General features: G+C 47.2%; 22 protein-coding genes. 21 read left to right on the top strand and 1 reads right to left on the bottom strand.

What is annotated here, in order from left to right; genetic code table 11:
* The first annotated feature begins 292 nt into the window (after positions 1-292).
* The 21 genes from AC3ITG_RS30030 (at position 293) to AC3ITG_RS29930 (ending at position 22,123) form a co-directional block, all read left to right on the top strand.
* Positions 293-1,756: a catalase gene (locus AC3ITG_RS30030; protein ID WP_489252201.1), complete on the top strand. Its 1,464-nt coding sequence runs from the start codon at positions 293-295 to the stop codon at positions 1,754-1,756.
* Between the two features lie 241 nt (positions 1,757-1,997).
* Positions 1,998-2,414, top strand: coding sequence for a BlaI/MecI/CopY family transcriptional regulator (locus AC3ITG_RS30025; RefSeq protein ID WP_063567224.1), 417 nt, complete (start codon positions 1,998-2,000; stop codon positions 2,412-2,414).
* 1 nt (position 2,415) lies between these two features.
* Positions 2,416-3,276 (top strand): M56 family metallopeptidase, encoded by an 861-nt coding sequence (locus AC3ITG_RS30020; protein WP_489252200.1) that lies wholly within the window; start codon positions 2,416-2,418, stop codon positions 3,274-3,276.
* Between the two features lie 40 nt (positions 3,277-3,316).
* A complete protein-coding gene (locus AC3ITG_RS30015) occupies positions 3,317-3,727 on the top strand; it encodes a DoxX family protein (RefSeq protein ID WP_099857390.1) in 411 nt (136 codons plus the stop codon).
* Between the two features lie 225 nt (positions 3,728-3,952).
* Complete coding sequence (locus tag AC3ITG_RS30010) at positions 3,953-4,654, top strand: pirin family protein (RefSeq protein ID WP_489252199.1); 702 nt, start codon at positions 3,953-3,955, stop codon at positions 4,652-4,654.
* A gap of 48 nt (positions 4,655-4,702) precedes the next feature.
* Positions 4,703-5,038, top strand: coding sequence for a hypothetical protein (locus tag AC3ITG_RS30005; RefSeq protein ID WP_489252198.1), 336 nt, complete (start codon positions 4,703-4,705; stop codon positions 5,036-5,038).
* A gap of 241 nt (positions 5,039-5,279) precedes the next feature.
* Complete coding sequence (locus AC3ITG_RS30000) at positions 5,280-6,233, top strand: ABC transporter permease (RefSeq protein ID WP_413374232.1); 954 nt, start codon at positions 5,280-5,282, stop codon at positions 6,231-6,233.
* On the top strand, positions 6,230-7,198 hold the full coding sequence (locus AC3ITG_RS29995; protein WP_413374233.1) for an iron chelate uptake ABC transporter family permease subunit: 969 nt from the start codon (positions 6,230-6,232) through the stop codon (positions 7,196-7,198). Before AC3ITG_RS30000 ends, AC3ITG_RS29995 begins: the two co-directional genes overlap by 4 nt.
* The gene (locus tag AC3ITG_RS29990; RefSeq protein WP_063567230.1) at positions 7,192-7,950 is read left to right on the top strand and encodes an iron ABC transporter ATP-binding protein; all 759 of its coding nucleotides are present in this window, start codon (positions 7,192-7,194) and stop codon (positions 7,948-7,950) included. The genes AC3ITG_RS29995 and AC3ITG_RS29990 overlap by 7 nt, the downstream gene beginning before the upstream one ends.
* A 41-nt stretch (positions 7,951-7,991) precedes the next feature.
* Complete coding sequence (locus tag AC3ITG_RS29985) at positions 7,992-8,978, top strand: siderophore ABC transporter substrate-binding protein (RefSeq protein WP_489252197.1); 987 nt, start codon at positions 7,992-7,994, stop codon at positions 8,976-8,978.
* A 302-nt stretch (positions 8,979-9,280) separates the two neighbouring features.
* Entirely contained in the window at positions 9,281-10,741 is a 1,461-nt protein-coding gene (locus AC3ITG_RS29980; RefSeq protein ID WP_413379881.1) for a spore germination protein, read from the top strand.
* Between the two features lie 4 nt (positions 10,742-10,745).
* The gene (locus AC3ITG_RS29975; protein ID WP_489252196.1) at positions 10,746-11,945 is read left to right on the top strand and encodes a Ger(x)C family spore germination protein; all 1,200 of its coding nucleotides are present in this window, start codon (positions 10,746-10,748) and stop codon (positions 11,943-11,945) included.
* The gene (locus tag AC3ITG_RS29970; RefSeq protein WP_413374236.1) at positions 11,938-12,159 is read left to right on the top strand and encodes a hypothetical protein; all 222 of its coding nucleotides are present in this window, start codon (positions 11,938-11,940) and stop codon (positions 12,157-12,159) included. Before AC3ITG_RS29975 ends, AC3ITG_RS29970 begins: the two co-directional genes overlap by 8 nt.
* Positions 12,160-12,214: 55 nt before the next feature.
* A complete protein-coding gene (locus AC3ITG_RS29965) occupies positions 12,215-13,420 on the top strand; it encodes a GerAB/ArcD/ProY family transporter (RefSeq protein WP_413374237.1) in 1,206 nt (401 codons plus the stop codon).
* A gap of 129 nt (positions 13,421-13,549) precedes the next feature.
* Positions 13,550-14,386, top strand: coding sequence for a uroporphyrinogen-III synthase (locus AC3ITG_RS29960; protein ID WP_489252195.1), 837 nt, complete (start codon positions 13,550-13,552; stop codon positions 14,384-14,386).
* Positions 14,387-14,639: 253 nt separating this feature from the next.
* Positions 14,640-15,362 (top strand): SDR family oxidoreductase, encoded by a 723-nt coding sequence (locus AC3ITG_RS29955; protein ID WP_489252194.1) that lies wholly within the window; start codon positions 14,640-14,642, stop codon positions 15,360-15,362.
* Between the two features lie 35 nt (positions 15,363-15,397).
* A complete protein-coding gene (locus AC3ITG_RS29950; RefSeq protein ID WP_413374241.1) occupies positions 15,398-16,036 on the top strand; it encodes a ThuA domain-containing protein in 639 nt (212 codons plus the stop codon).
* Positions 16,037-16,108: 72 nt separating this feature from the next.
* The gene (locus AC3ITG_RS29945; protein WP_413374242.1) at positions 16,109-16,486 is read left to right on the top strand and encodes a phasin family protein; all 378 of its coding nucleotides are present in this window, start codon (positions 16,109-16,111) and stop codon (positions 16,484-16,486) included.
* A complete protein-coding gene (locus AC3ITG_RS29940) occupies positions 16,487-18,157 on the top strand; it encodes an ABC1 kinase family protein (protein ID WP_489252193.1) in 1,671 nt (556 codons plus the stop codon).
* Between the two features lie 551 nt (positions 18,158-18,708).
* On the top strand, positions 18,709-20,160 hold the full coding sequence (locus tag AC3ITG_RS29935; RefSeq protein ID WP_489252192.1) for a SulP family inorganic anion transporter: 1,452 nt from the start codon (positions 18,709-18,711) through the stop codon (positions 20,158-20,160).
* A 454-nt stretch (positions 20,161-20,614) separates the two neighbouring features.
* Positions 20,615-22,123 carry a DEAD/DEAH box helicase gene (locus tag AC3ITG_RS29930; protein ID WP_489252191.1) on the top strand — a complete coding sequence of 503 codons (1,509 nt, stop codon included), beginning with the start codon at positions 20,615-20,617 and terminating at the stop codon, positions 22,121-22,123.
* A gap of 235 nt (positions 22,124-22,358) precedes the next feature.
* On the opposite strand, the gene AC3ITG_RS29925 is transcribed toward AC3ITG_RS29930, so the two are convergent.
* Positions 22,359-23,291 (bottom strand): hypothetical protein, encoded by a 933-nt coding sequence (locus AC3ITG_RS29925; RefSeq protein ID WP_489252190.1) that lies wholly within the window; start codon positions 23,289-23,291, stop codon positions 22,359-22,361.
* Positions 23,292-23,527 lie beyond the last annotated feature (236 nt).

Genomic DNA, 23,527 nt, shown 5'->3' with positions numbered 1-23,527 from the left:
TTATGCTCTTCATGTCACTCGTATGCGGGTATATCCACTAGATAGAGTAGATCAAGCCAAGCGAAATGGATCAATGATCATCTTACTCCAAGTTGATGTTCATATTTCATTCATGAAACGAACAAGAAACTCATCTTAATCTCATACGAACCTCATGCAAGGGGCGAGTGGGACATGTTAGAATCAATTTAACAGTTAGATCAAGTCTAAATGTATATTTAAACCGATGGCGAATATGATTTTAATAGAGTATATACAGCAGGCATGAGACCAACATGAGGAGGATAACGATATGACAGAACGCATGACAACCAATCAGGGCGCACCCGTAGGTGACAACCAAAACTCCCGTACCGCAGGAAGAAGAGGCCCCACATTACTTGAGGATTATCATCTGCTTGAGAAGATCGCACACTTTGACCGTGAGCGTATTCCGGAAAGGGTCGTTCATGCAAGAGGTGCCGGTGCACATGGCGTATTTACGCTGGAGAAGAGCATGAAGGCTTATACGACAGCCGATTTCTTACAAGACCCGGGCACAGAGACGGATGTACTGGTGCGGTTCTCCACGGTAATTCACGGTACGGGTTCACCGGAGACAGCGCGTGATCCACGTGGATTTGCCGTGAAGTTCTACACCCGTGAAGGGAACTATGATATTGTGGGTAACCATTTGCCCGTCTTTTTCATTCGTGATGCGATGAAGTTCCCGGATATGGTTCATTCCCTGAAGCCTGCGCCGGACACGAATATACAGGACCCTGCGCGTTACTGGGACTTCATGACACTATCACCCGAGTCAACTCATATGATGACCTGGTTGTTCTCCGATCTGGGTACGCCAGCAAGTTACCGTGAAATGGATGGATTCGGCGTACACGCCTTCAAATGGATTAATGCTCAAGGGCAAGTCCATTATGTGAAGTACAAGTGGGAATCGGCTCAAGGAGTACGAGGCTTCTCACGTCAAGAGGCAGCTGAGGTACAAGGGCAGGATTTCAACCATGCCACCCGGGATTTACACGAGCATATCAAAAACGGGCAATACCCGCAGTGGAAGCTGCAGGTACAATTGCTGAAACCGGAGCAGATGGATGATTTCGCCTTCGATCCGCTCGACCCAACCAAGACTTGGCCGGAAGATGTACTGCCGTTCCAGACGATCGGAACCATGACATTGAACCGGAATCCACAAAACTTCTTCGCAGAAGTAGAGCAAGCAGCCTTTTCACCAAGCGCTTTGGTGCCTGGAATCGAGCCTTCCGAAGATAAATTGCTGCAAGGCCGTTTGTTCTCCTATCCGGATACACAGCGCCACCGGCTCGGACCGAACTATTTGCAGATTCCGGTGAACTGCCCTTATGCTCCGGTTCGCAATCATCAGCGTGATGGATTGATGAATGTGAATCAGGACCCGTCTCCGGTAAACTATGAACCGAACAGCTCGGGCAACAGCCCGGAGGAAGTACCTGAATATCGTGACAGTCAAGCTCCGTTACAGGGTCATGTTACGCGTGAGAAAATTGAGAAGACCGATAACTATACGCAGTCAGGGGAATTGTTCCGTTCATTCACGGCGGTAGAGCAGCAACATTTGCTCGATAACCTGATCAATGACTTGAAGGCAGTACCAGAACAGACCCAGCTTCGTGCTTTATGCCATTTCTTCCAGGCAGATGGACAGCTCGGTGGTCGTTTGGCTCATGGACTTGGTGTGGATATTTCCGCATTTATGCCCTCACAGGATCGCAAATAAAACACGGATTTCATCATTATTTCAAGAAATGAATAATCGATTTATGAATTAGACCGGGTAGGACTGCAGAATAGCAGACTTGCCCGGTCTTTAGGCTTTTTTTAACGATAAGCAGATATTGTGCAAAATAATGTTCTGAAATGGAAAACATATTTACAAATCATTTACAATAAATAGCTGACATAGAGGTTGACTTCTCGTTTGTTGGCACTACAATGGGTAGTGTGAGGGGTGTCTGAACATGAGAATACACAATTTTAAAGTGGGTGAGCGTGGGCTGAACCGGTTTTTCGGTCCGCTGGAGGCGAAGATTATGGACATTTTATGGGCGCGTCCAGGTAGCAGCATTCGCGAAGTACAAACCGCACTAGAAAAAGATAAAGACGTTAATTTCAATACAGTCATGACGGTGATGAATCGCCTCGTGGACAAGGAGCTGCTCCACAAGTCGCAGAAGGGCCGAACGTCACTGTACCATCCGGTACAGAGCAGGGAGGAGTTTATGAACGACCAATCCAAGGAATTGTCACATGAGTTGGTGGATGAATTCGGGGCACTTGCTGTGAATCACATGCTGGATGCGCTGGATGAAGCAGATGCAGGGCTGATTGAGCGGCTGGAGCAGAAGATTAAGCAATGGAAAAAGGATAGCGATTGACATGTGGAAGGCCCGCTCGAAGCTGTTGTTTACCGTCGGGTTTGGCATTCCGTTATTCGTGTTCATGCAGATGTTCATGTACGCGATGTACAAAATATTCGGTTGGGACATTCCGTTTAATCTGCTCTGGCTATGTAATCACTGGATGAGCAGGCTGGGCTGGTTATCCATGGGGCATGTTCTTATGGCACTGGTTCTCCTGACTTTTGCAGGTACAGGCTGGTTGCTGTTCGATCGGATGATTAAGACACATGCAGCGGTACGGAAGCTTCGGTCAATGGAAGATAGAGCCATGTCTCAGGACCTTCAGGCGCGGTACCGTCATCTGAAACAACCTGGATTCATTGTGGTGGACAAACCGTCACCGGTGGCATTTACGATTGGTCTCTTGAAACCTTGTATTGTGCTTTCCACAGGGCTGCTCACGATGCTGGATGCTGAAGAAGAAAGAGCGGTTGTGTATCATGAAGTGCACCATCTGTGGCATCGTGATCCACTCAAGACGACATTATTGTCGGTATTTGCCGTGATGATGCCTTATATTCCGGTGTTGAAGCATACTTCAAAACATTACAATATCATTAGAGAAATACTGGCTGACAATGAAGCAATTGAACGTACAGGGAACGCTGCGGGCATTGGTAGTGCACTGCTCAAACTGATCCGGGCTTGCCCTGAACCTTGGAGAATTAGAGAGACAGCTATTCAATCGTCTTTTGCCGATACTTCGGTGAATGTACGTATTTCCCGTCTATTAGACCCGGAACAGGATGTTTCACTGACGCTTCCCCGCTATGCGGTATTCATTTCTGCCACAGTGATCCTGCTGTTGTCTGTCTTGTTTGTTTGGTCAATTGGGTGAAATGTAACGTTGAACTTAAACTCCAAGGAGGAAGATGAATATGAATAGAAGTGTGGAGATTGGTTTGTTTTTTTCAAGGATCATGATTGGTCTCATCTTTGTATTACATGGTTGGAGCAAATTCGAAGGTGGAATTAGCGGTACAGTCGGTTTCTTTGAAAGTATCGGCATTCCTGGTTTTCTGGCATCGGTTGTAGCAATCATTGAGCTGGTGGGTGGTGCAGCCATGATTCTGGGCTTGGGAACACGTGTATTTGCTGCATTGTTCATCGTAGTGATGGGTGGGGTTCTGCTTACTGCCAAAGTGGGACAGCCGTTCATGAGTGGTACCGAGTTTGATTACCTGTTGCTGGCGGGTTCGTTGACACTACTCTTCACAGGCAGCCGTTTCCTGGCGGTGGATCATTTCTTCTCCAGACAAGGGAACGCTCGTCAGAATGTGAGAGCATAACGGGTTTATCACCATCCAATAGGGATGGATAATAATTTCATTCAAGCAGGTATATCCTGCATAGAGGCCCTTTCTCGCTAGTCCGGATTACACGTGATTATACGTGTGAACCGTTCGAACCGGGAGAAGGCTTTTTGTTTTGGACGACAAGCCCATCGATTTGGTACAATGAGAATAAGTATGCTACTAAGAAAAAATAAGAGAAAATGTAGGAGGGTGCGCTTTATGATTAACGTCATTCCATCCGATTCCCGCTCCAGCTTCGACCGGGGCTGGCTGCGCGGCAATCACAGCTTTTCCTTTGGTGAATACCAGGACCCGGAGAATACTGCGTTTGGACCCATGCGAGTTGCCAACGACGATGTGATTGCCCCTGGTCGTGGTTTTGGGGCACACCCGCATAGTGATATGGAGATTGTGTCCATCGTGCTGAACGGCAAGTTGCGTCATGAAGATAACCTGGGCAATGTGGCTGTTACATCATTTGGTGGAATTCAGCGCATGTCAGCAGGCAGTGGCATGATCCATACCGAACACAATGCCTCCGATTCTGAAGAAGTGCGTATATTACAGCTCTGGTTCATGCCACATACGAAAGGGCTTGAGCCGTCTTATGAGACGACTTCTTTTGATCCAGACGCACTCGCGGGAGCACTTGTACCCGTGGTATCCCCTGAAGGTGGGGCACGTATCGCATCCATTCATCAGGATATGACCATCTATCTTGGCCGACTGGCTGCAGGCCAGACATTATCATATGAACAGGCAGAAGATCGCCGCATGTACATTTTTGCCATTGAAGGCAAGCTTGGCTTGAACGGAGAGCATCAGTTAAATGAAGGGGACACGGCTCGTGTGGAACAGACGACATCCATGAATCTGGATGCAAGCGAGGACGCTTTCTATATGTTGATCGATCTGCCCTAGGTTACCGAAATGGAATGAAACTCCAAGATCAAAGGAGGAAGTACTTTTATGACGCAGCAGGAATGGTTCATGGTTAAGCATGCAGTGACTGGGCAAGGGCTGGTGAACAGCAAAACCGATTCGATGTCCTATCGCTATCAAAGAGAGGGCACTGGATTTGTTTTTACCGTTACGGGTCTGGAACAACAGGTGGTGGACAGCATTATGGAGCGTAGACAGGAGCTCAATGTGTTCCGCTTTGTACAGCGTAAGGATCAGCCCCTTGTGAAGCACTGGTATTACGTTCAGGGAGATCGGGTGCAGTATGATGAAGAACGCCATACGTTGACCATATATGCGGAATCTGAGATCCGCTATGTTCCTGAGGATTATTTTGCCGACTAACCGAATCAGTAATAAGGCCTTCCAATTGGAGGGTCTTTTTCCTTATATACAATTAAAAATGAATTATATGTGTTTCAGGTTGTTTTATGAAATTTAGGAAAAGAGAAGCAGAGGAAGGTTGACATGACGAAATTAATATCGATATAATTACTATAATTGATAATGAGTATCAATATCAAATCGTACTGAGTAGAGCAGCTACAAGTGTTTTACGGCTATTGGTGAGGGGATTAGTAGAGAGATGAAGTTAGGCTATATGTTGATCGTACTGGCTTTTTTGTCTATCGTATACCTGTTTATTGGAAATTCAGACATTTCACCCATGGATATATTTCATTTGACCCCAGTCCAGCTTCAGGTGTTACAAGTCAGTCGTTTTCCCCGTCTAATCAGCATCCTTGTCGCAGGTATCAGTATGAGTGTCATTGGACTGATCATGCAGCAGCTGACACGCAACCGTTTTGTTTCTCCGACAACGGCCGGAACAATGGACTCAGCCCGATTGGGTATCCTTGTTACTTTGATGTGGTTCCCTGGTGCTTCTTCACTGCAAAAAATGCTAGTCGCTTTTGCCTTCGCACTGGCTGGAACGCTAATCTTTATGCGGATACTGGAGAAAGTCAAATTCAAGGATACGATATACATCGCTCTCCTTGGTTTGATGTTTGGCAATATTGTAAGCTCAATCACGACTTTTTTTGCTTACAAGAACGATTTAATCCAGAACATGTCGTCCTGGTTGCAAGGTGACTTCTCCACGATTATGAAGGGACGCTATGAACTGATCTATATTAGTATTCCGTTGCTCATTATCGTATATCTGTTCGCTAATCGCTTTACACTTGCGGGTATGGGGGAAGATTTCTCAACTAACCTTGGACTGGCTTATCGAAAGGTGGTTAATCTCGGACTGATTCTGGTTGCCATGGTTTCAGCCGTCGTTATTATTACCGTAGGTACAATTCCTTTTCTGGGTCTTGTAGTACCGAATATTGTGACATTGTATAAGGGTGACAACTTGCGGGATACATTGCCTCATACGGCAGTACTCGGTGCGATTTTTGTTCTGGTCTGCGATATTTTGGGTCAATTGATTATTTATCCTTATCAGCTCTCCATCAGTTTGACTGTGGGAGTTGTAGGTAGCGTGCTGTTTCTGTATTTATTGCTTCGAAGAAAGGCTTATGAATCATGAGAATGAAGTATACGGCGAATACCTGGAAGTTTGGCATTTTGATTGCAGCGGCAGTGTTGTTGATTGGTGTATTTCTGGTCATTCAATCCGGGGGCAACTGGGATTATATTCTGCCTCGCAGAGGGAAAAAGATTCTTGCCATTGTGCTCACAGGTGCCTGCATCGCGTACTCCACTGCCATTTTCCAAACGATAACCAACAACCGAATTCTTACACCTGGCATTATGGGGCTCGACTCCCTGTATATGTTGTTTCAGACCTTTGCCGTGTTTGTGTTTGGGAGCACGCATATCAGCTTTGTGAACAAAAATCTTAACTTTGCCGTATCTGTCCTGTTAATGAGTCTGTTTGCTCTACTCCTGCATCAGTTCATGTTCCGTAGAGAACGGGGACGCAATATCTATTTGCTGCTGCTCGTTGGCCTTATTTTGGGTACGCTGTTTCAGAGCATGTCTTCCTTCATGGAGGTGCTGATTGATCCCAATGAGTTCCTTGTGCTACAAGGCAAAATGTTTGCGAGTTTTAACAATGTGAATACCGATCTGCTGATCATCTCAATGGTGGCCATTATTTTGATCCTGCTATATGCACAGAGGTTTACCAAATATCTTGATGTATTGTCCCTCGGTAAAGATCACGCGGTTAATCTTGGCGTGGACTACCAATACATCGTGAAAAGGTTGCTGCTGGTTGTGATGGTTCTGGTGTCGATCTCCACAGCGCTGGTCGGCCCAATTATGTTCCTGGGACTTCTGGTCGTGAATCTGGCGCATCAGATATTCCGGACACACCGTCATAAAGTGCTGATCTGGGGTTCAGTCATTATAGCCGTGGTTTCATTGGTCGGTGGACAGCTCATTGTGGAGCGGGTATTTACTTTTGCTACTACAGTAAGTGTCATTATCAATTTTGTAGGCGGTGTGTACTTCATCTATTTACTGCTAAAGGAGAATAAGTCGTGGTAGAAGTCAGAAATGTAACCAAACAATACGGCGGCGTCCGGGTAGTGGATGACGTATCACTGAATATTGCCAAAGGGAAAATTACTTCATTTATCGGTCCCAATGGTGCAGGCAAAAGCACATTGTTATCCATGATCACCAGACTAATCAGCAAGGATACCGGACAAGTCCTGATCGAAGGGCAAGAGATTGAAGGCTGGAAGAACAAGGATCTGTCGAAAAAAATATCAGTACTCAAACAATCTAATCACATAAATATCAGGTTGACTGTGGAGGATCTTGTGGCTTTTGGCCGTTTTCCTTATTCGCAAGGAAGACTCACGGCAGAGGATCGGCAGTGGATTCAGGAAGCCATCGATTATATGGAGCTGGCTCCATTCCGCAAAAAGTATTTGGATGAGCTAAGCGGTGGACAGCGGCAGCGGGCTTACATTGCCATGGTTATCGCGCAGAACACCGAGTATATTCTCCTAGATGAACCATTGAATAATTTGGACATGAAACATTCCGTGCAGATTATGAAGGTGCTTCGCAAAATGGTGGATGAACTGGGGAAGACAATTGTTATTGTCATTCATGACATCAATTTTGCCTCCTGTTACTCAGACTATATCGTTGCACTCAAAGATGGGCGTGTCGTGCAGGAAGGTAAAACAGAGGACATCATTAATACGGATGTATTACAGAAAGTATATGACATGCACATCCCTGTTCAATGGATTGATGGGCGTAAGATTTGTGTGTATTTTGCTTAAAGAAGTAAAACAAATATAGAGAGAGCGAGAGGTGTCTATTAATGAAAAAGGGTTGGTTGTTTACGTTGCTTGTGGTGTTGTCCGTTGTTCTGGCAGCTTGCGGTGGAAGTAAGACAGCAGAAAATACAGGTGCCAGCAGTGGCACAGGATCAGAAGCGAATGCAGCAGCAGATCAGTCCAATGATGAAATCGTCATTAAACATAAACTTGGTGAAACAACAGTGAAGAAGAATCCGGAAAAAGTGGTTGTGTTCGACTATGGTGTGCTGGATTCATTGGATCAGCTTGGGGTAGAGGTTGCCGGTGTACCTCAGGAGGGAGTTCCCTCTTATCTGGAAAAGTATAACGATGCAAAGTACACCAATGTTGGCGGTTTAAAAGAGGCTGATTTTGAGAAAGTAAATGCCATGAAGCCTGACCTGATTATCATCTCAGGACGACTGCAAGACTCATATGAAGAGCTGAGCAAGATTTCACCGACCATTTATATGGCGGTAGATACAGAAGATTATATGAACTCTATGACTTCAAATGTGAAGACGCTTGGAGAGATCTTTGGTAAAGAAAAAGAAGCAGAAGCGGCACTGGCATCAATTGATACCTCTGTTAAAACTTTAAAAGATAAAGTAACGGCTGCTGGAAAGAATGCACTGGTTGTTCTGACGAACGAAGGTAAATTGAGCGCTTATGGTGCAGGTTCCCGATTTGGTATCATACATGATGTGTTCGGTTTTACTCCCGCAGATGCAAATATTGAAGTGTCCACCCATGGTCAGAGCGTTTCTTTCGAATATGTTATGGAGAAAAATCCGGATTATCTATTCGTGGTAGATCGGAGTGCGGTAGTTGCAGGCAGTGGTGAGGCAACTCCAGCCAAACAGGTGATCGAGAACGATTTGGTCAAAAATACGAATGCCTATAAAGACGGACACATTGTTTATCTGGACCCGGATTACTGGTACTTGTCCGGTGGTGGTTTGGAATCCATTCAAGAAATGATTAAAGAAGTGGACAAGAGCATCAATTAAGTGAATGAAGATTGATTCAAACTTTTAATTAGGCCCCACAGGTCTCTGTTATCCATACAGAGGCCTTTTTTTGTTGCCTGAATTGAAGAAGCCATTGGAATTTTTACAAAAAGACCACATAATTCCGTGTGATCTGGCACAAGCTACCTTGTATAAAAAACAGGAACGGAGGGCGACATATGGCGGACAAAACATCAGGGAAAGATGGTTCCGGGGATTCAGAAAAGAAGAAACACATCCCCTTAGGGCTGCCGTCTCCCCCCATTTTGAGACAACCGATAGGCCTTTCAAATGAAAGCCATATGTTGGCACTGGAAGATATATTCTCGGATTGTTCAGATGTGATCTTCCGCAATGTCAAGATTTCAACTGAAGTAGAAGGACTGCTGGTGTACATCGAGGGCATCGTGAATTCGACGGATATTCAAGATCATATGCTTCGTCCTCTGATTCGTGGTCTAGTCGAGCAACGAACTGATGAACCTGCGGCTCCTCTGGATGATACACGTATCGCCTTGACGCAGGTGAAGAAAGTGGATACCTGGGCAGACGCAGCGGATGGTGTGCTGGAATCCTCTGCGCTGCTGTTGATCAACGGAAGCAAGGAGGCTTGGCTATTCAACGTCAAGGGCGGCATGCGGCGCGGCGTCGAGGAACCCCAGACCGAGTCGGTTATCCGCGGGCCACGCGAAGGCTTCACCGAAACATTGCGCGTGAACACAGCTCTGCTTCGTTTCAAGCTGAAAACACCTGGGCTTAAGATGTTAAGCATGACGATTGGAACCGAGACCAAAACCAATATAGTCCTGTCCTACATCGATGATATTGCCGACCCCAAGCTGATTAAGGATGTCAAAAAACGCCTCAACAAGATTAAGATCGATGGGATTCTTGAGTCCGGGTATATTGAGGAATTAATAGAGGATCATCCGTATTCCCCTTTTCCGCAGATGCATTATACCGAACGTCCAGATACAGTTGCAGGTAACTTGCTGGAAGGGCGATTTGCCATCTTTGTGGATGGCAGCCCGTTTGTCCTTATAGCCCCAGTAACCATGTGGCAGATGCTTCAGGCGAGTGAGGATTATTACGAACGGTTCTTTATCAGTAATCTGGTGCGGTGGATTCGATTTCTGTTTGTTGCCATCGCGCTATTCCTACCTGCGCTTTATATAGCGATTACAACGTTCCATCAGGATATGTTGCCAACCACGCTGATCCTGAGTATTGCCGGGGCAAGGGAGGCCATTCCATTCCCTGCGCTGGTTGAAGCCCTCATTATGGAGCTGTCGTTCGAGGCTTTGCGAGAAGCGGGGGTCAGGTTACCCAAAACGGTAGGTCAGGCCGTCAGTATTCTGGGGGCACTTGTGATTGGGCAGGCAGCCGTTCAGGCGGGGATCGTTTCCGCTCCCATGGTTATTATCGTATCAATGACAGGGATTGCGTCGTTTACAATCCCTCGTTTTAACTTTGCCATTACGGTTCGTTTACTGCGATTTCCCATTATGATGCTTGCCGGGGCGCTTGGCTTGTATGGCATTGTGTTCGGACTGGTGCTGATCTCGGTACATCTCACGCAAATGACTTCTTTTGGAGTACCTTATCTGTCAGGTCTCAGCCCCTATAGCAAGACGGATACCAAGGATATTGTTATTCGTGCACCGTGGTGGAAAATGATCAATCGTCCTTCAACGGTTCATCGTGATCAGAAGCGGATGAATGAGAAAATCAATGGTTCACCTGAAGCTGAGGAGGGGTGGTAAGCACATGTTCCTTATTCATAAACGGCATGTTGTCGCCATCATGCTCCTATGTACTATTTTCATATCAGGTTGCTGGGATCGGAAGGAAATTAATGATATCGCTTTTGTCATTGGTCTCGCGATCGATAAGGAGGAGAACAATTACAGATCCAGTTTGCAAATTGCTCTCCCCGGTCAGTCCGGTTCCTCCGGGAGTGAGGGTGGCGGTGGAGGCACAAGCGGAGACAAATCCTGGTTCATGTTGTCCAATACAGCCAAAACCTTGCGCGGAACGTCTATTGAGGGTCAAAAGGCACTTTCTCGTGAACTTTATTATGCCCATCGGCGTGCCATACTGATCGGAGAGGACCTTGCCCGCTATGGCGTTGCCCCCATGCTGGATTTATATACGCGTTACCCGCTTAACCGTTTATCTGCATTACCGGTTGTTACCAAAGGGCCTGCTTATAAGGTGCTGGATACTGATGCACCAATTGAAAAATTTCCCTCGGAAATGGTGCGCGAATTGTGCTTCCTGAATATGCGCAGGCCACGTACGCTCAAGACATTCACGGATGCGATTCTTTCCGAAGGGGTAGATCCATTTCTTCCTGTCGCCTCGACCGTTACGAATGTGCCGGGCAATTGGAAGGACGTCAAGACGAACATCAAGTTAGATGGAATCGCTATCTTTAAGAAGGACAAACTGATAGGCATGATTGAAAAGGATCCCGCTGATGCACTTATATTGGCTATGGGTGAAGCCAATGAGCCGGAAGTGATGGTAAAGGTTCCGCGTGGAAAAGGTGATGTGTTCATTAAATTGAACGAGAATAACTCATCTTTGCACCCTCATGTTGAAAACGGGAGAGTCACGGTGACGATCGAGTTGTATGCGAAGGGAGTCATGATAGATAACGAATCCAATTATGGTGATTTGCGAGCCCAGGAAATGAAGAGCCTTACTCAGGCCCTTCACCAGAAAATTGAAGATGATATTAAGGAAGGTATCAGGCTGATTCAAAAACAATATCCTGCGGACATTTTGGGTCTGGGTCGTTCCATTCATCAGCAACTCCCCCAGGAATGGAAAAAAATAAAGGATCGGTGGGATGATATTTATCCGGATGTAAAGGTAATCGTTGAACCACACATCATTATTGAAAATGTAGGGGTTATCATTAAACCGATTGGATTACAAGAGGGGGATATTGTCCATGATTAAGCCGCTGCTGTTCACTTATTTGGGTATAGTCGTTGCCGTAATTATCATGGACTTCAAACATTTGAAGCAGGCAGCGGCCATTAATCGCTGGTTATCCTACGGACTGATTGCTATCAGCGCCGGGATTTGGTTCTATGTAACGAATTTGAGCAAAACAGTCTTCGTCACGACATGGCTTACCCAATTGATTCAGCGTTGGCTACCGTTACCGTAAGGCTTGTTTCAACGAATCTCGAAGCAAGAAAGATAAGACAGAAAGGAGGTATTCCATGAATCAGGGAGTGACCAGTCGTCAGTTGGTACTGCTCATCATTCTGCTCAGTATTACAGGTACGATGATGCAGCCCCATGCACAAGCTATTTTTTATGCTGAACAGCACGCCTATTTATCCTATATCCCTGTGTTTCTTGTCATGGTAGCATCACTATGGATGCTAAGCCGTGTTCAGCGACGGTTCCCCAAGCAGGATCTGTTTGAATCTCTGGTGGAGCGTTTCCCCTTTTTGGGTCGTGTGACAGGCATGTTGTATATTTTGTTTTTTCTCTTCATATTTGCCCGTGATATCCGGCTAATCGGTGACTATGTAAGTATTACCTTACTGGAGACGACCCCCATTTCCATAGTTGTATTGACCCTGTTGGTCATGGCTGTTTTTATCGTAAGGGGAGGGTTGGGGTCCTTAATAGGGATGTCCGAACTGTATGTTACTTTGTTTCTGCTGAATTCGTTGATTGTGCCGGTTATGCTCATTCAGCAAATAAACATGGACAATCTCAAGCCGTATTTTGACATCGATGTTGCTGGTGTTGGCAAGGGAAGCTGGTACATATTTTCCTTTTTTGGAGAGATGATTGCAATCCCTTTTGTAATCAAAGGCAGTGATTTCCGATTCAAGTCGGTCATGTGGGGGATTACGATTGCAGCCCTGGTAATGATGCTGATTATCATCGAAACCATCTTGGCGGTGGGGGTACCAATCGCATCTAGACTGGTATATCCCTCCTACGAGCTTGCAAGGCAACTGCAAATCAGTGATTTCCTTGATCGGTTTGACCTTGCACTAGCAGCGGCAACCCTTCCTATGATGATTACAAAAATTGCATTTGATCTGTACTTTGTCTGTTGGGGACTGAAACGAATGATACCGAAAGTCTCAGGTAAGATCATGACGGGGCCGGTTGCTTTGGTCGGATATGTCTGCGGTTTCTGGTTTTTCAAAAATGCGATCCAACTTTTTCGCTTTACACGGGAATGGACATGGATTGCGATTGTGTTCGAGGTGCTGTTTCCCATCATACTTTTCGTGTTCCTTCGTCCCCACAAAAAAAGCACGAATGATCGACGGGCAACGGATAACCAAAAGCAAAAGCAACAACCAAAAGAGGATAAACAAGGGAAAGCATCACAGGAACAAGATGAACCTGACAAAGGGAAACGTGAAGGTCATCAGGGTGGAGAATTGCAGCCTTCCTGATATATCCCATCAAAAATCGTTATAGATGAACCGCCGAAAAGAGGGGAAACTCGGTTTCCCTCCATAGAAGTACCCTGTATACTGTAGTCAGACTGATGAGATTCGGCTGAATTAACGGGGGGAACATGGATGGCTCAACATTTGGCAGGTATACGTGTAGCATTGACAGGACCACGAAAATCCAAAGAGATGTCCTTGCTGGTTGAGAAAATGGGCGGGATTCCACTAGTCCGACCTGCACAGGGCACTGTTTTTCTGGACGATCGTAATATTCGGGATGGTCTGGTATCCTGGATATCCGACCCGCCAGACTGGACGGTATTAACCACGGGTATGGGATTGGACGCTATTTTTGATATGGCTGAGGATATGGAGATTGCTGATCAATTGCTGGACGTATTATCGGAATCCTTGATTGCAGCAAGAGGGTACAAAACAGTCAATGCACTCCGAAAACGTAAACTGACCCCGCTGGTGCGGGATGATGATGGCAGCACAGACGGGCTGATTCGTGAATTTGCGCCTCATGAACTTAAGGGACAGAAGGTAATGTTGCAACTGCACGGGGAAACTGCGCCCAAGTTGGTCGGGTGGCTGGAAGAACAAGGGGCTCAAGTACGTCAGGTACTTCCTTATCGTCACGTCCCGCCCGAAGAGGGTGAACTAGAACAGTTGTTGAATGAAATTTTGCTGCATGAGGTGCATGCTGTCGCGTTTACAAGTGGACCGCAAGTACGGTTTTTGGTTGAATACGCGGCGTCAAGGGGCAAGCTCGAATCCATGCAGGAAGCCTTCCGTCAAGGCGTGGTGCCTGCTTCGGTGGGCAGGGTTACGGCAAACGCGATGCGTGAAGAAGGTATTGAGGCGCTCGTGGTCCCGGAGGATGAGAAGATGGGAGCGCTAATCGTTGAACTGGGGCGTTATTACGCTGCTCGATCTGCGGATAAGGCTCATCTTCTGCAGTAATATATGAACCCATCTGGACCCATATGGATGCGTTGAATGAAACGTATTTATGATGCCAAGTCGTACTCGGTTCTGATCCGATATATGGGTCAGAACTTTTTTTGCATTCTCTATAAGCTGAACGACTCTGATTCAAGGGAATTCACCTGAGACTTTGGTCGTGAAGTTAGTTGTACCCATTCATAATTAAAGGTTTTTGGATAATAATGTGGAATGAATTAAAGACAGATTAAGCTTGTGAGGGAGGGACAGCATGATGAAAACCGTATGTGTAACCGGGGCGGCCCGGGGACTGGGGTTGGCTCTGACAGCACAAATGCTGAAGAGAGGTTATATCGTTTATGCAGCAGGGTTGGACATGGAAGAGTCCGAAGGGATTCGTCTTCTGACGGATGCCTATCCGAAACATTTACGCGCCATCGAACTGGACATTGCGGATGATTTGTCCGTAGCTTTGTTCACGGAGACACTTAAGCTGGATACAGAGCATTTAGATATGCTTATCAATAATGCGGCTATACTAGGAAGTATTACGGATCATATCCTCGGACCGTTAAATATGGCGGAGATGGTAGAAGTATTCAACGTAAATACCTTGGGGACATTGCGTGTGACACATGCCCTGTTGCCCCTCCTTCTTCAAGGGACAAACAAGCTAATTGTCGATATATCTTCGGAGGCAGGCAGTATTGAGCAGTGCAGCCGAGATGGATGGTTTGCCTATTGCATGTCCAAATCTGCGTTAAACATGCAGGCCCGCCTTGTGCATAATGGTCTGAAGAATGAGGGTGGGCAAGTGATGCTGATACATCCCGGCTGGGTACAGAGTTATATGAGCGGGGAATTGAATACCGCTGCGGACCTTACGCCAGATCAATCGGCTCAGCATATCACAGCACTCATCGATCGCCATAAGGAGTTCATGGGAGATCAGCCCGCGTATGTAGATTACAAGGGGGATGTACTTCCTTGGTAATTCTGTTATAGGTAATTTGAAAGGAGTTTTTATTGATGGATCATCGTAAAAAAGCGTTGTTACTTGGTGATTATACTCATCCAGACTGGCATCCACTGCAAGGTGTGGATGCGGAAATTAGTCGGATTTTTCACGATACTATGACTGTGCAGTGCAGTGAGAATCGCAACATGCTACTGCAAGAAAATATAACTGGATTTGATGTGTGTATTTGTTACATGGACGATTGGAAGGGGAAAGTCTCTCCACAGCAGACAGCAGGCTTATTGTCCTATGTTAGTAATGGAGGTGGGCTGGTCATTATACATAACGGAATTTCGCTCCAAAATCGTTATGAACTGAAGCAGATGATCGGTGCCAAATTCCTGCATCATCCACCTTATGCACCACTGGAGTTCACAGTAACGGCAGAGAGTCATCCGGTGACTGAAGGCATTTCGGGATTTACGATGGAAGAAGAGCCTTATCTGTTCGAGTTCGGTTCGTTTGCCGAAACGAAAGTTCTGCTTGAGTATCAATCTGAAGAAGGGCCGAAGCCCGCAGCTTGGGCGCATAGATATGGTATTGGACGTATTGTTTACCTGATGCCAGGACATCACGTACCTTCTTTTGCACATGAAACCTATCGTCAGTTAATTCTGCAGGCAGGAAAATGGGCTGCGCGCTACGTATAGCCGGACCGTTTCTTTTGTGAGCAGCTGATTAGGGGTATACTAAAGAGATCAACGAAGAGGAGGACGACAAGAATGAGCGATTTGTTCAAAAAGGCAATCTCGTTAGGGCTCGGTCTTACTGTTGTAAGCAAGGAGAAAATTGAGAAAACCGTGGATGATCTGGTCAAGCGCGGGGAACTGGCGCCTGGTGAATCCAAAGCGTTGGTCGAACGCCTGATGGAACGGGGCGATGAAGAGCAGGGCCAGTTCAAAAGAGTGATTCACGAACAGGTCAAGCGCGTCCTTCAGGAAGTGGGCGTTCCATCCGAGAGTGATGTAACCAGTTTGGAACAGCGTGTTGCCGTCCTTGAGAAAAAGCTTGCGGATCTGGGTCACACACCACAGCTTCAACCTGATGTATCCCCAGCTCCACTTGAAGTTCCTCCTCTCAAAGGAAACGAGATCGAGTAGATGGCTGTGCGAATCAAACATGTCGGCAGATACCGGGAAATTGCCATGGCGCTGGTGCGTCATGGCTTCGGTTATATGGTCGAAGAGCTGGGCTTGTTCCAGTTGCTGGCTATACCCCGGCGGTGGATGTCGCGTGAAGCCCACACCACCAAGACGCTGAGTGAACGCATAAGACTCGTGCTGCAGGAGCTGGGGCCGGCTTTCGTCAAGCTGGGGCAATTGGCAAGCACAAGGGCAGACTTGTTGCCTGAGTCTGTGATCCGGGAATTGGTGAAGCTGCAGGATCAGGTACCGCCGTTTTCCTCGGAGACGGCACGGGGTATTTTGGAACAGGAATTGGATACACCGCTGGAGGAGATCTTTTCCCGGTTCGAGGATACCCCTGTGGCTGCGGCTAGTATTGGACAGGTGCATCTGGGCAAGCTCCGAAGCGGTGAGGCCGTAGCTATTAAGATCCAGCGTCCTGGCATATCGCGTATCGTTCAGCGCGACCTGGATATTTTGCGAGAATTGACATCCATGGCGGAGAAACGCTGGGATTGGGTGAAGCAATATCAGATTCCGCAAATGGTAGAAGAGTACGCTCAGGCACTGATGGCCGAGCTGGATTATACGGTCGAGGGCCGTAATACGGAAAAGATCGCACAGCAATATCAGCAGGATAACAAAGTGAAAATACCGGTGATCTACTGGGATCAAACGTCTTCACGTGTGCTTACGATGGAGTACATCGAGGGCATCAAGCTTAATGACCGTGACGAGTTGATTAACCGTGGGCATGATCTGAATAACATTGCGCAGCGACTGGTGGATTCGTTGTTGAATCAAATCTTCATTCATGGATTCTTTCACGCCGATCCACATCCAGGCAATCTGATGGTATTGAAGGATGGCAGGCTGGCCTTTATCGACTTCGGCATGGTGGGCAGTTTGAGTGATGAAATGAAGCAGCATCTGGCTTCGCTCATTATCGGATTAATGCGCAAAGATACGGACAGCATGATCCGGGCGATTGAGAAGCTGGGCATGATGCCAGATGATATGGATCTGCGTGGACTTCATAGCGATCTGGACAAGCTGCGCAGCAAATACTACGATATTCCCTTTTCCAAAATCAGCGTGGGTCAAGCATTGAATGATCTGTTCGGCGTGGCCCAGCGACATCGGGTCGTAATGCCTGCCGACATTCTGCTGCTCGGGAAATCGCTACTCACTATGGAAGGTGTCATCGAACATCTCGATCCTTCCTTGAGTATTGTGGACATGGCAGAACCCTTTGGTCGAAAGCTGATCAAGGAACGCTTCAATCCTGGGAGGATCAAGAATCGTCTGTTTCGCAGTGCGGCGGATATGGCTGAGAGTGTCATGGGTCTTCCGGGACAGCTGAGACAGATCTCATCGATCATCAGCAAAGGCAAGCTGAGGCTGGAGATCAGTGTCCCTGAACTGGATGCGCTCATGCGCAGAATGGACCAGATCAGTAATCGGCTGTCTTTCAGTATTGTATTGCTCGCATTTTGTATCATTATGGTTGGATTGATCATCGGTTCTTCGATCAGTCACCAGTCAACCATGCTGTGGGATATTCCGGTCATTGAGATCGGTTTTCTGGTAGCAATTCTGATGGTGGCCTTCCTGCTCTATTCGATATTTAAATCGGGGAGATTCTAGTATAGGCGTAATCAAGAGAGTCGTTAACGTTTCCTGGCAGGGGAGCATTAGCGGCTTTTTTGGTTTGGGCATGGATTAGTGATACTTAAACAAGATAAACAGAGCATAACTGAGTTATTTTACATAAATAAGAGATAATACAAGATAATATAGCAATTACGGATACATACTCTGTTCGTGTAGAAGAGACACTGGGACTATAATAATAGGTCAGTACATTAACGGACCCGGTTTTTCTGAGAGGGGAAAACCTAGAGAAATTGTGATTGGCTCACGATGCCTCGAAAGCAAGACACCTGAATGTTGTAGTGTAAATAATAGGTGCACACTGGAACGGATGAGACATGTTCAGACATGATATCGGATAACTTATTCGGATTATAGTCAATCCAACATGTTTTCAACTTATACAGGCACATTTTTGCGGGAGGTTATTCCGCTGTTTTGTGTTGTTGTCTGTTGTAGTTGGTCAGTCACGAACCCTTCCATTGCCATTCAGGCGATAAGACAAATTTGAGTTTAAATACGTAGGAGGACCGGCAAAGGACGATATGAATACTTTAAAACAACAATGGTTTGGTAACATTCGCGGAGATGTGCTGGCAGGTATTACGGTAGCGCTGGCGCTTATTCCGGAAGCCATTGCCTTCTCGATCATTGCGGGTGTCGATCCGATGGTTGGATTGTATGCTTCAATTACAATTGCCATCGTGATCTCGATTGCGGGCGGAAGACCGGGCATGATCTCGGCAGCAACGGGTGCTATGGCGGTACTGATGGTAGGGCTCGTCAAGGATTATGGCGTGGAATATCTGTTTGCCGCTACAATTCTGACAGGTATTATTCAGTTTATTCTGGGGATTTTCAAGGTTGGTCGGTTTATTACATTTGTGCCTCATTCGGTACTGACCGGGTTTGTGAACGCATTGGCGATTCTCATCTTTATGGCGCAGCTTACCCATTTCACGGGCGCTAACTGGATCATGTATGCGATGGTGGCGGGTACGCTGGCGATCATTTATATTTTGCCACGGTTTTTCAAAAGTGTTCCGGCTCCACTGATTGCTATTGTAATCATGACGATCATTACGGCTCTATTACATCTGGATGTCAAAACCGTAGGTGATATGGGGAATCTCACAAGTACCCTGCCCATGTTCCATCTGCCGAATATCGACTGGTCCCTCAATACGCTAATGATTCTGCTGCCTTATTCGTTCACGATGGCTCTGGTAGGTTTGCTGGAATCTTTGCTGACAGCAACGATTGTGGATGAAATGACCGAGACCAAGAGCAGCAAAAACCGTGAAGTACGTGGTCAGGGGATTGCCAACTTTGTTAATGGCCTTTTCGGTGGCATGGGTGGCTGCGCGATGATTGGACAGTCGGTTATTAATGTGAAGTCTGGTGGCCGGGGTCGTTTATCGACATTTACGGCTGGGGCTTTTCTGGCCATATTGTTGTTATTGCTCAGTGGTGTGGTGAAAGAGGTGCCGATGGGTGCACTCGTAGGTGTGATGTTTATGGTGTGCATCGGTACGTTTGACTGGAGTTCCATCAAGAACATTGCGCGTGTGCCACGGGCGGAAGCCATTGTCATGATCATCACGGTTGCAATTGTAGTGTATACCCACGATCTGTCCATCGGTGTGATGGTCGGCGTTGTGCTTAGTGTGCTTCATTTTGGTTGGAAACAGACCAAGATTCGTGTGCAGGCAAATGAGGAGCAGGGGCAGAAGGTGTATCGTGTGCACGGACCGTTTTTCTTCGGTTCATCTTCCCGCTTCGTCGATGAGTTCAATGCTGAGGCTGATCCGCAGGAAATCACGATTGATTTTGGGGGATCACATATTTGGGATAACACGGCGGTTGTTGCCATTGGTAAAGTGAAGTTCAAATATGCGAAGCTGGGCAAAACGGTACATCTGCGCGGACTGAACGAGGAAAGCTCTCGTTTGCTTGAAAAAAGTGGATTTGCTACGGTGCAAGGGCACAGTTCGTAATTTAATAGCTATAGCTGAATCCAAATGAATAACATTTATAGACGATAAAGGTGCTGTCCTGCAAGTCATGAGGGATCATGACAGGGACGGCCCTTTTTTGTATAGGTCAGCAAAAAGCTTAATTAGTTTGGGTCTATAGCGTGGCTGAAGTTCGTCACAATTTCACAGGTTTCCATGACTGCGGTATAAGGTCTGTATGATTCGTTAACGCTTTAAATACAACGATCCGGGACATTTGTGGACAAATGCAGGAAAGTAACGCCTGATCCCCTTTTGTTTTGCTTGACTAACGTGTAAACTACAGGGTATGGAGAAGAAGAGCAACGGACCGATTGCTTTTTAAAAAATTCATTTCATAATCATGATTGATATACGGAAAACTAGTCTTGATTGAAGCCAAGTGAAAGCAATTATGAAATGGACTTATCTAAATGAATATACAGAGGTGTAACGATTGGCAAACTTTGAACAACTGGGCATTCGCCCGGAATGGTGCGAGATCCTGAAACATCAGGGCATCGCCGTGCCAACTCCGGTACAGGAACGTTCGATTCCGGTATTGCTGGGTGGCCGCGATATTATTGCTGAGGCACAGACAGGTACAGGGAAAACGCTGGCTTTTTTGCTGCCGATTATTCAGAAAATTAACGTATCCGACCGCTCGCCGCAAGCACTGATTATTGCCCCTACGCGGGAGCTGGCGCTGCAAATTACGGAAGAAGCGAAGAAGCTGACTGCAAACGACGATAAACTGCATGTTCTCGCGGTATACGGCGGACAAGATGTGGACAAACAGCTCCGCAAACTGCAAAACGGAACACAGATCGTGATTGGTACGCCGGGACGTCTCCTGGACCATCTGCGTCGTGGCACGTTGAAGCTGGATAATGTTAAGAAACTCGTGTTGGATGAAGCCGACCAAATGCTGCACATGGGCTTCCTGGATGATGTAGAGACCATTCTTAGTGAGCTGCCACACAAACGTCAGACGATGCTGTTCTCGGCAACGATGCCGAAGGGCATTCGCAACCTGGCGAAGAACTACATGAAAGACCCGGAGGATGTGAAGGTATCCTCCAAGTCTGTGATTCCGATCAATCAGATTCGCCAGCAGGTGCTGGAGTGTACGGATCGTGGCAAACTTGAGGCACTTCGCGGCATGATTGATACGTATCGCCCGTACCTGGCGATTGTTTTCTGCCGGACCAAGCGCCGTGCATCCAAGCTGAATGAAGATCTGCGTGAAGCAGGTTATGCGAGCGATGAACTTCATGGTGATTTGTCTCAATCCAAGCGTGAGAACGTAATGAAAGCATTCCGCGACGCAAAATTGCAAATCCTCGTTGCTACGGATGTTGCGGCACGCGGACTGGATGTTGAAGGCGTAACGCATGTATTCAACTACGATATGCCACATGATGCGGAAAGCTATATCCACCGGATCGGCCGTACGGGTCGTGCTGGCGGCACGGGCCTTGCCGTGACATTTGCAACACAGCATGACAGACCGGAGCTTGCTCGTATTGAGGAAGGCACCAATCAGAAGCTGTCCCGTATCCAGTGGACAAGTGAAGGTCCGGTAGCATCAACTGGAGCAAATAGACGTTCCATCAACAGTCAGGATGATGAAGAACGTTCTGGCGGACGCTCCGCTGGGACAGGCAGTGCTCGTCGCGGCGCAGGTCGTACCGGCCGCAGCGAAGGCGGACGTGGTGGTCGTGGTGGTTCCCGTGGCGGCGAAGGTGGACGCAGCGGTGGTCGTAGTGGCGGCCGCAGTGGCGACGAGCGCAGCGCAGGCCGTGGTTCCGCGCGCAGCAGCGACAGCAGTCGCGGTGCAGCGGGTCAAGGCGGGCGTGGTGCAGGTCGCAGCTCCGGGCGCAGCAGTGAAGGTTCACGCCGACCGGACTCCGCAGGACGTGGGCCAGCCAAGAGCGACCGCCGCGATTCTCGTCGCGGGCGGTAATAACGATAAAACCTATGGCAAGTAGTCTGGAAGAACGCCATACATTTTCCAAATATCAAAACACCTCATCCTAGACCTAAGGATGGGGTGTTTTTTCGTCGAAGCTTATATGATAAAAACTATACAATGTCACGTGTGAATCCAGTATGCATGCAGGGGTAAACGAATTTTGGTTCGTCTATATACAGGGATTGAGTTTGCACTAATTTACATTTCGAGTCCATATACATCAACTCTACACATGAACATCTGCGTACGAATCCCGATATTTCTCGTTATACACCCGACCAACCGACTCCGCCAGACCACCGCGTGCCTTACCAGGATAGAGCTCCAGAGTTCGATAGAGTCTCATAAACCGATCTTTGGGCATAAAGCGCGCGTAGCGGGTAATAAGACTTGGGAACAACTCAATATATTTACTCTTGCGTACAGCAGCGGCGGCTACAGCCGTCAGAATCTGAATCCCGTTGTGCAGCTGCAAAATATTCACTTCGTACGTGGCGATATACCGGATCGCATCTTCACGGACCAATTCGGGCTTCAGCCGTGCGATTTCACCGATATATTCAGCAAGCAGCCGCTCGAAGCTGTGCAGCAGCAGCGGTTTGAGCTGCAGGTCCATATCACTGCGCAGCACGAAGGATTGCAGCAGCGCAACCTGCTGCAGACGAATCCGGTCGTTATAGACGAGTGAACCGATCTCCCTGAGCATTTCATAGGCTAGCGCTTCATCCTGCTTGCGTGCTTCTGCGACAAGAGCCCAATTCCGGTTAATGCCTTGGCGAATCGCTTCTTCATCCTGACGCAGCATGCGTTTAAGTTCACGCTGCTGTTCCACTTGGAAGGATCGCTTTTGCATGAAGATCAATCCAGCCAGAAGTAGCAGGGAGACACTGGCCGCCGCCATCGTTTGGTCTATGGTTTCACCCAAATAGGTAGCAACTGCACCAAGGATTACCGTAATGAACAAGTCGCGTGCAATCCGGCGTTTGACGCGGGAAGAGGAGCGTTCTTCCACTGTGGCAAGGGTGCCGCGTCCACAGGCAGTACAGTGATCTTCCCACAGGCAGGTATACTGGCCACACCGCTTGCAGACACGCAACTTTTGAAATGCATGCGTTGTTCTTATAAAAGGTTTGATGGATACAACTTGTTTATTGCTCATGCTCAATCACGCTCGCCATTCAGAATAGTGTAGAGGGTTCGATCGGCATCTTCCCTTGAAACGGGTTTGCGCCGATGAAGCAGGAACGCAATCACCTTTATAATGACAAAAAGAAACAATATGGCGAGGCATCCGTATGTAACCATAATCCGTTCCTTTCTAGGCATAGTTAAAATATGCGTAGTTATAATGTTTACTGATCAAGCGTCGTTATATTGCAGTTTGCTGGCAATAAC

The organism is Paenibacillus sp. GL_099_B, from assembly GCF_057835695.1.
This window is presented reverse-complemented; position numbering and strand designations above follow the sequence as displayed.

What these genes read in the sequence shown, in the direction of transcription:
- AC3ITG_RS30030 (WP_489252201.1), top strand. Translation starts at nt 293, where the DNA reads ATGACAGAACGCATGACAACCAATCAGGGCGCACCCGTAGGTGACAAC.
- AC3ITG_RS29980 (WP_413379881.1), top strand. Translation starts at nt 9,281, where the DNA reads ATGTTGGCACTGGAAGATATATTCTCGGATTGTTCAGATGTGATCTTC.
- AC3ITG_RS30005 (WP_489252198.1), top strand. Translation starts at nt 4,703, where the DNA reads ATGACGCAGCAGGAATGGTTCATGGTTAAGCATGCAGTGACTGGGCAA.
- AC3ITG_RS30000 (WP_413374232.1), top strand. Translation starts at nt 5,280, where the DNA reads ATGAAGTTAGGCTATATGTTGATCGTACTGGCTTTTTTGTCTATCGTA.
- AC3ITG_RS30015 (WP_099857390.1), top strand. Translation starts at nt 3,317, where the DNA reads ATGAATAGAAGTGTGGAGATTGGTTTGTTTTTTTCAAGGATCATGATT.
- AC3ITG_RS29970 (WP_413374236.1), top strand. Translation starts at nt 11,938, where the DNA reads ATGATTAAGCCGCTGCTGTTCACTTATTTGGGTATAGTCGTTGCCGTA.
- AC3ITG_RS29935 (WP_489252192.1), top strand. Translation starts at nt 18,709, where the DNA reads ATGAATACTTTAAAACAACAATGGTTTGGTAACATTCGCGGAGATGTG.
- AC3ITG_RS30025 (WP_063567224.1), top strand. Translation starts at nt 1,998, where the DNA reads ATGAGAATACACAATTTTAAAGTGGGTGAGCGTGGGCTGAACCGGTTT.
- AC3ITG_RS29960 (WP_489252195.1), top strand. Translation starts at nt 13,550, where the DNA reads ATGGCTCAACATTTGGCAGGTATACGTGTAGCATTGACAGGACCACGA.
- AC3ITG_RS29975 (WP_489252196.1), top strand. Translation starts at nt 10,746, where the DNA reads ATGTTCCTTATTCATAAACGGCATGTTGTCGCCATCATGCTCCTATGT.
- AC3ITG_RS30020 (WP_489252200.1), top strand. Translation starts at nt 2,416, where the DNA reads ATGTGGAAGGCCCGCTCGAAGCTGTTGTTTACCGTCGGGTTTGGCATT.
- AC3ITG_RS29965 (WP_413374237.1), top strand. Translation starts at nt 12,215, where the DNA reads ATGAATCAGGGAGTGACCAGTCGTCAGTTGGTACTGCTCATCATTCTG.
- AC3ITG_RS29955 (WP_489252194.1), top strand. Translation starts at nt 14,640, where the DNA reads ATGATGAAAACCGTATGTGTAACCGGGGCGGCCCGGGGACTGGGGTTG.
- AC3ITG_RS29945 (WP_413374242.1), top strand. Translation starts at nt 16,109, where the DNA reads ATGAGCGATTTGTTCAAAAAGGCAATCTCGTTAGGGCTCGGTCTTACT.
- AC3ITG_RS30010 (WP_489252199.1), top strand. Translation starts at nt 3,953, where the DNA reads ATGATTAACGTCATTCCATCCGATTCCCGCTCCAGCTTCGACCGGGGC.
- AC3ITG_RS29950 (WP_413374241.1), top strand. Translation starts at nt 15,398, where the DNA reads ATGGATCATCGTAAAAAAGCGTTGTTACTTGGTGATTATACTCATCCA.
- AC3ITG_RS29985 (WP_489252197.1), top strand. Translation starts at nt 7,992, where the DNA reads ATGAAAAAGGGTTGGTTGTTTACGTTGCTTGTGGTGTTGTCCGTTGTT.
- AC3ITG_RS29940 (WP_489252193.1), top strand. Translation starts at nt 16,487, where the DNA reads ATGGCTGTGCGAATCAAACATGTCGGCAGATACCGGGAAATTGCCATG.
- AC3ITG_RS29995 (WP_413374233.1), top strand. Translation starts at nt 6,230, where the DNA reads ATGAGAATGAAGTATACGGCGAATACCTGGAAGTTTGGCATTTTGATT.
- AC3ITG_RS29925 (WP_489252190.1), bottom strand. Translation starts at nt 23,291, where the DNA reads ATGAGCAATAAACAAGTTGTATCCATCAAACCTTTTATAAGAACAACG.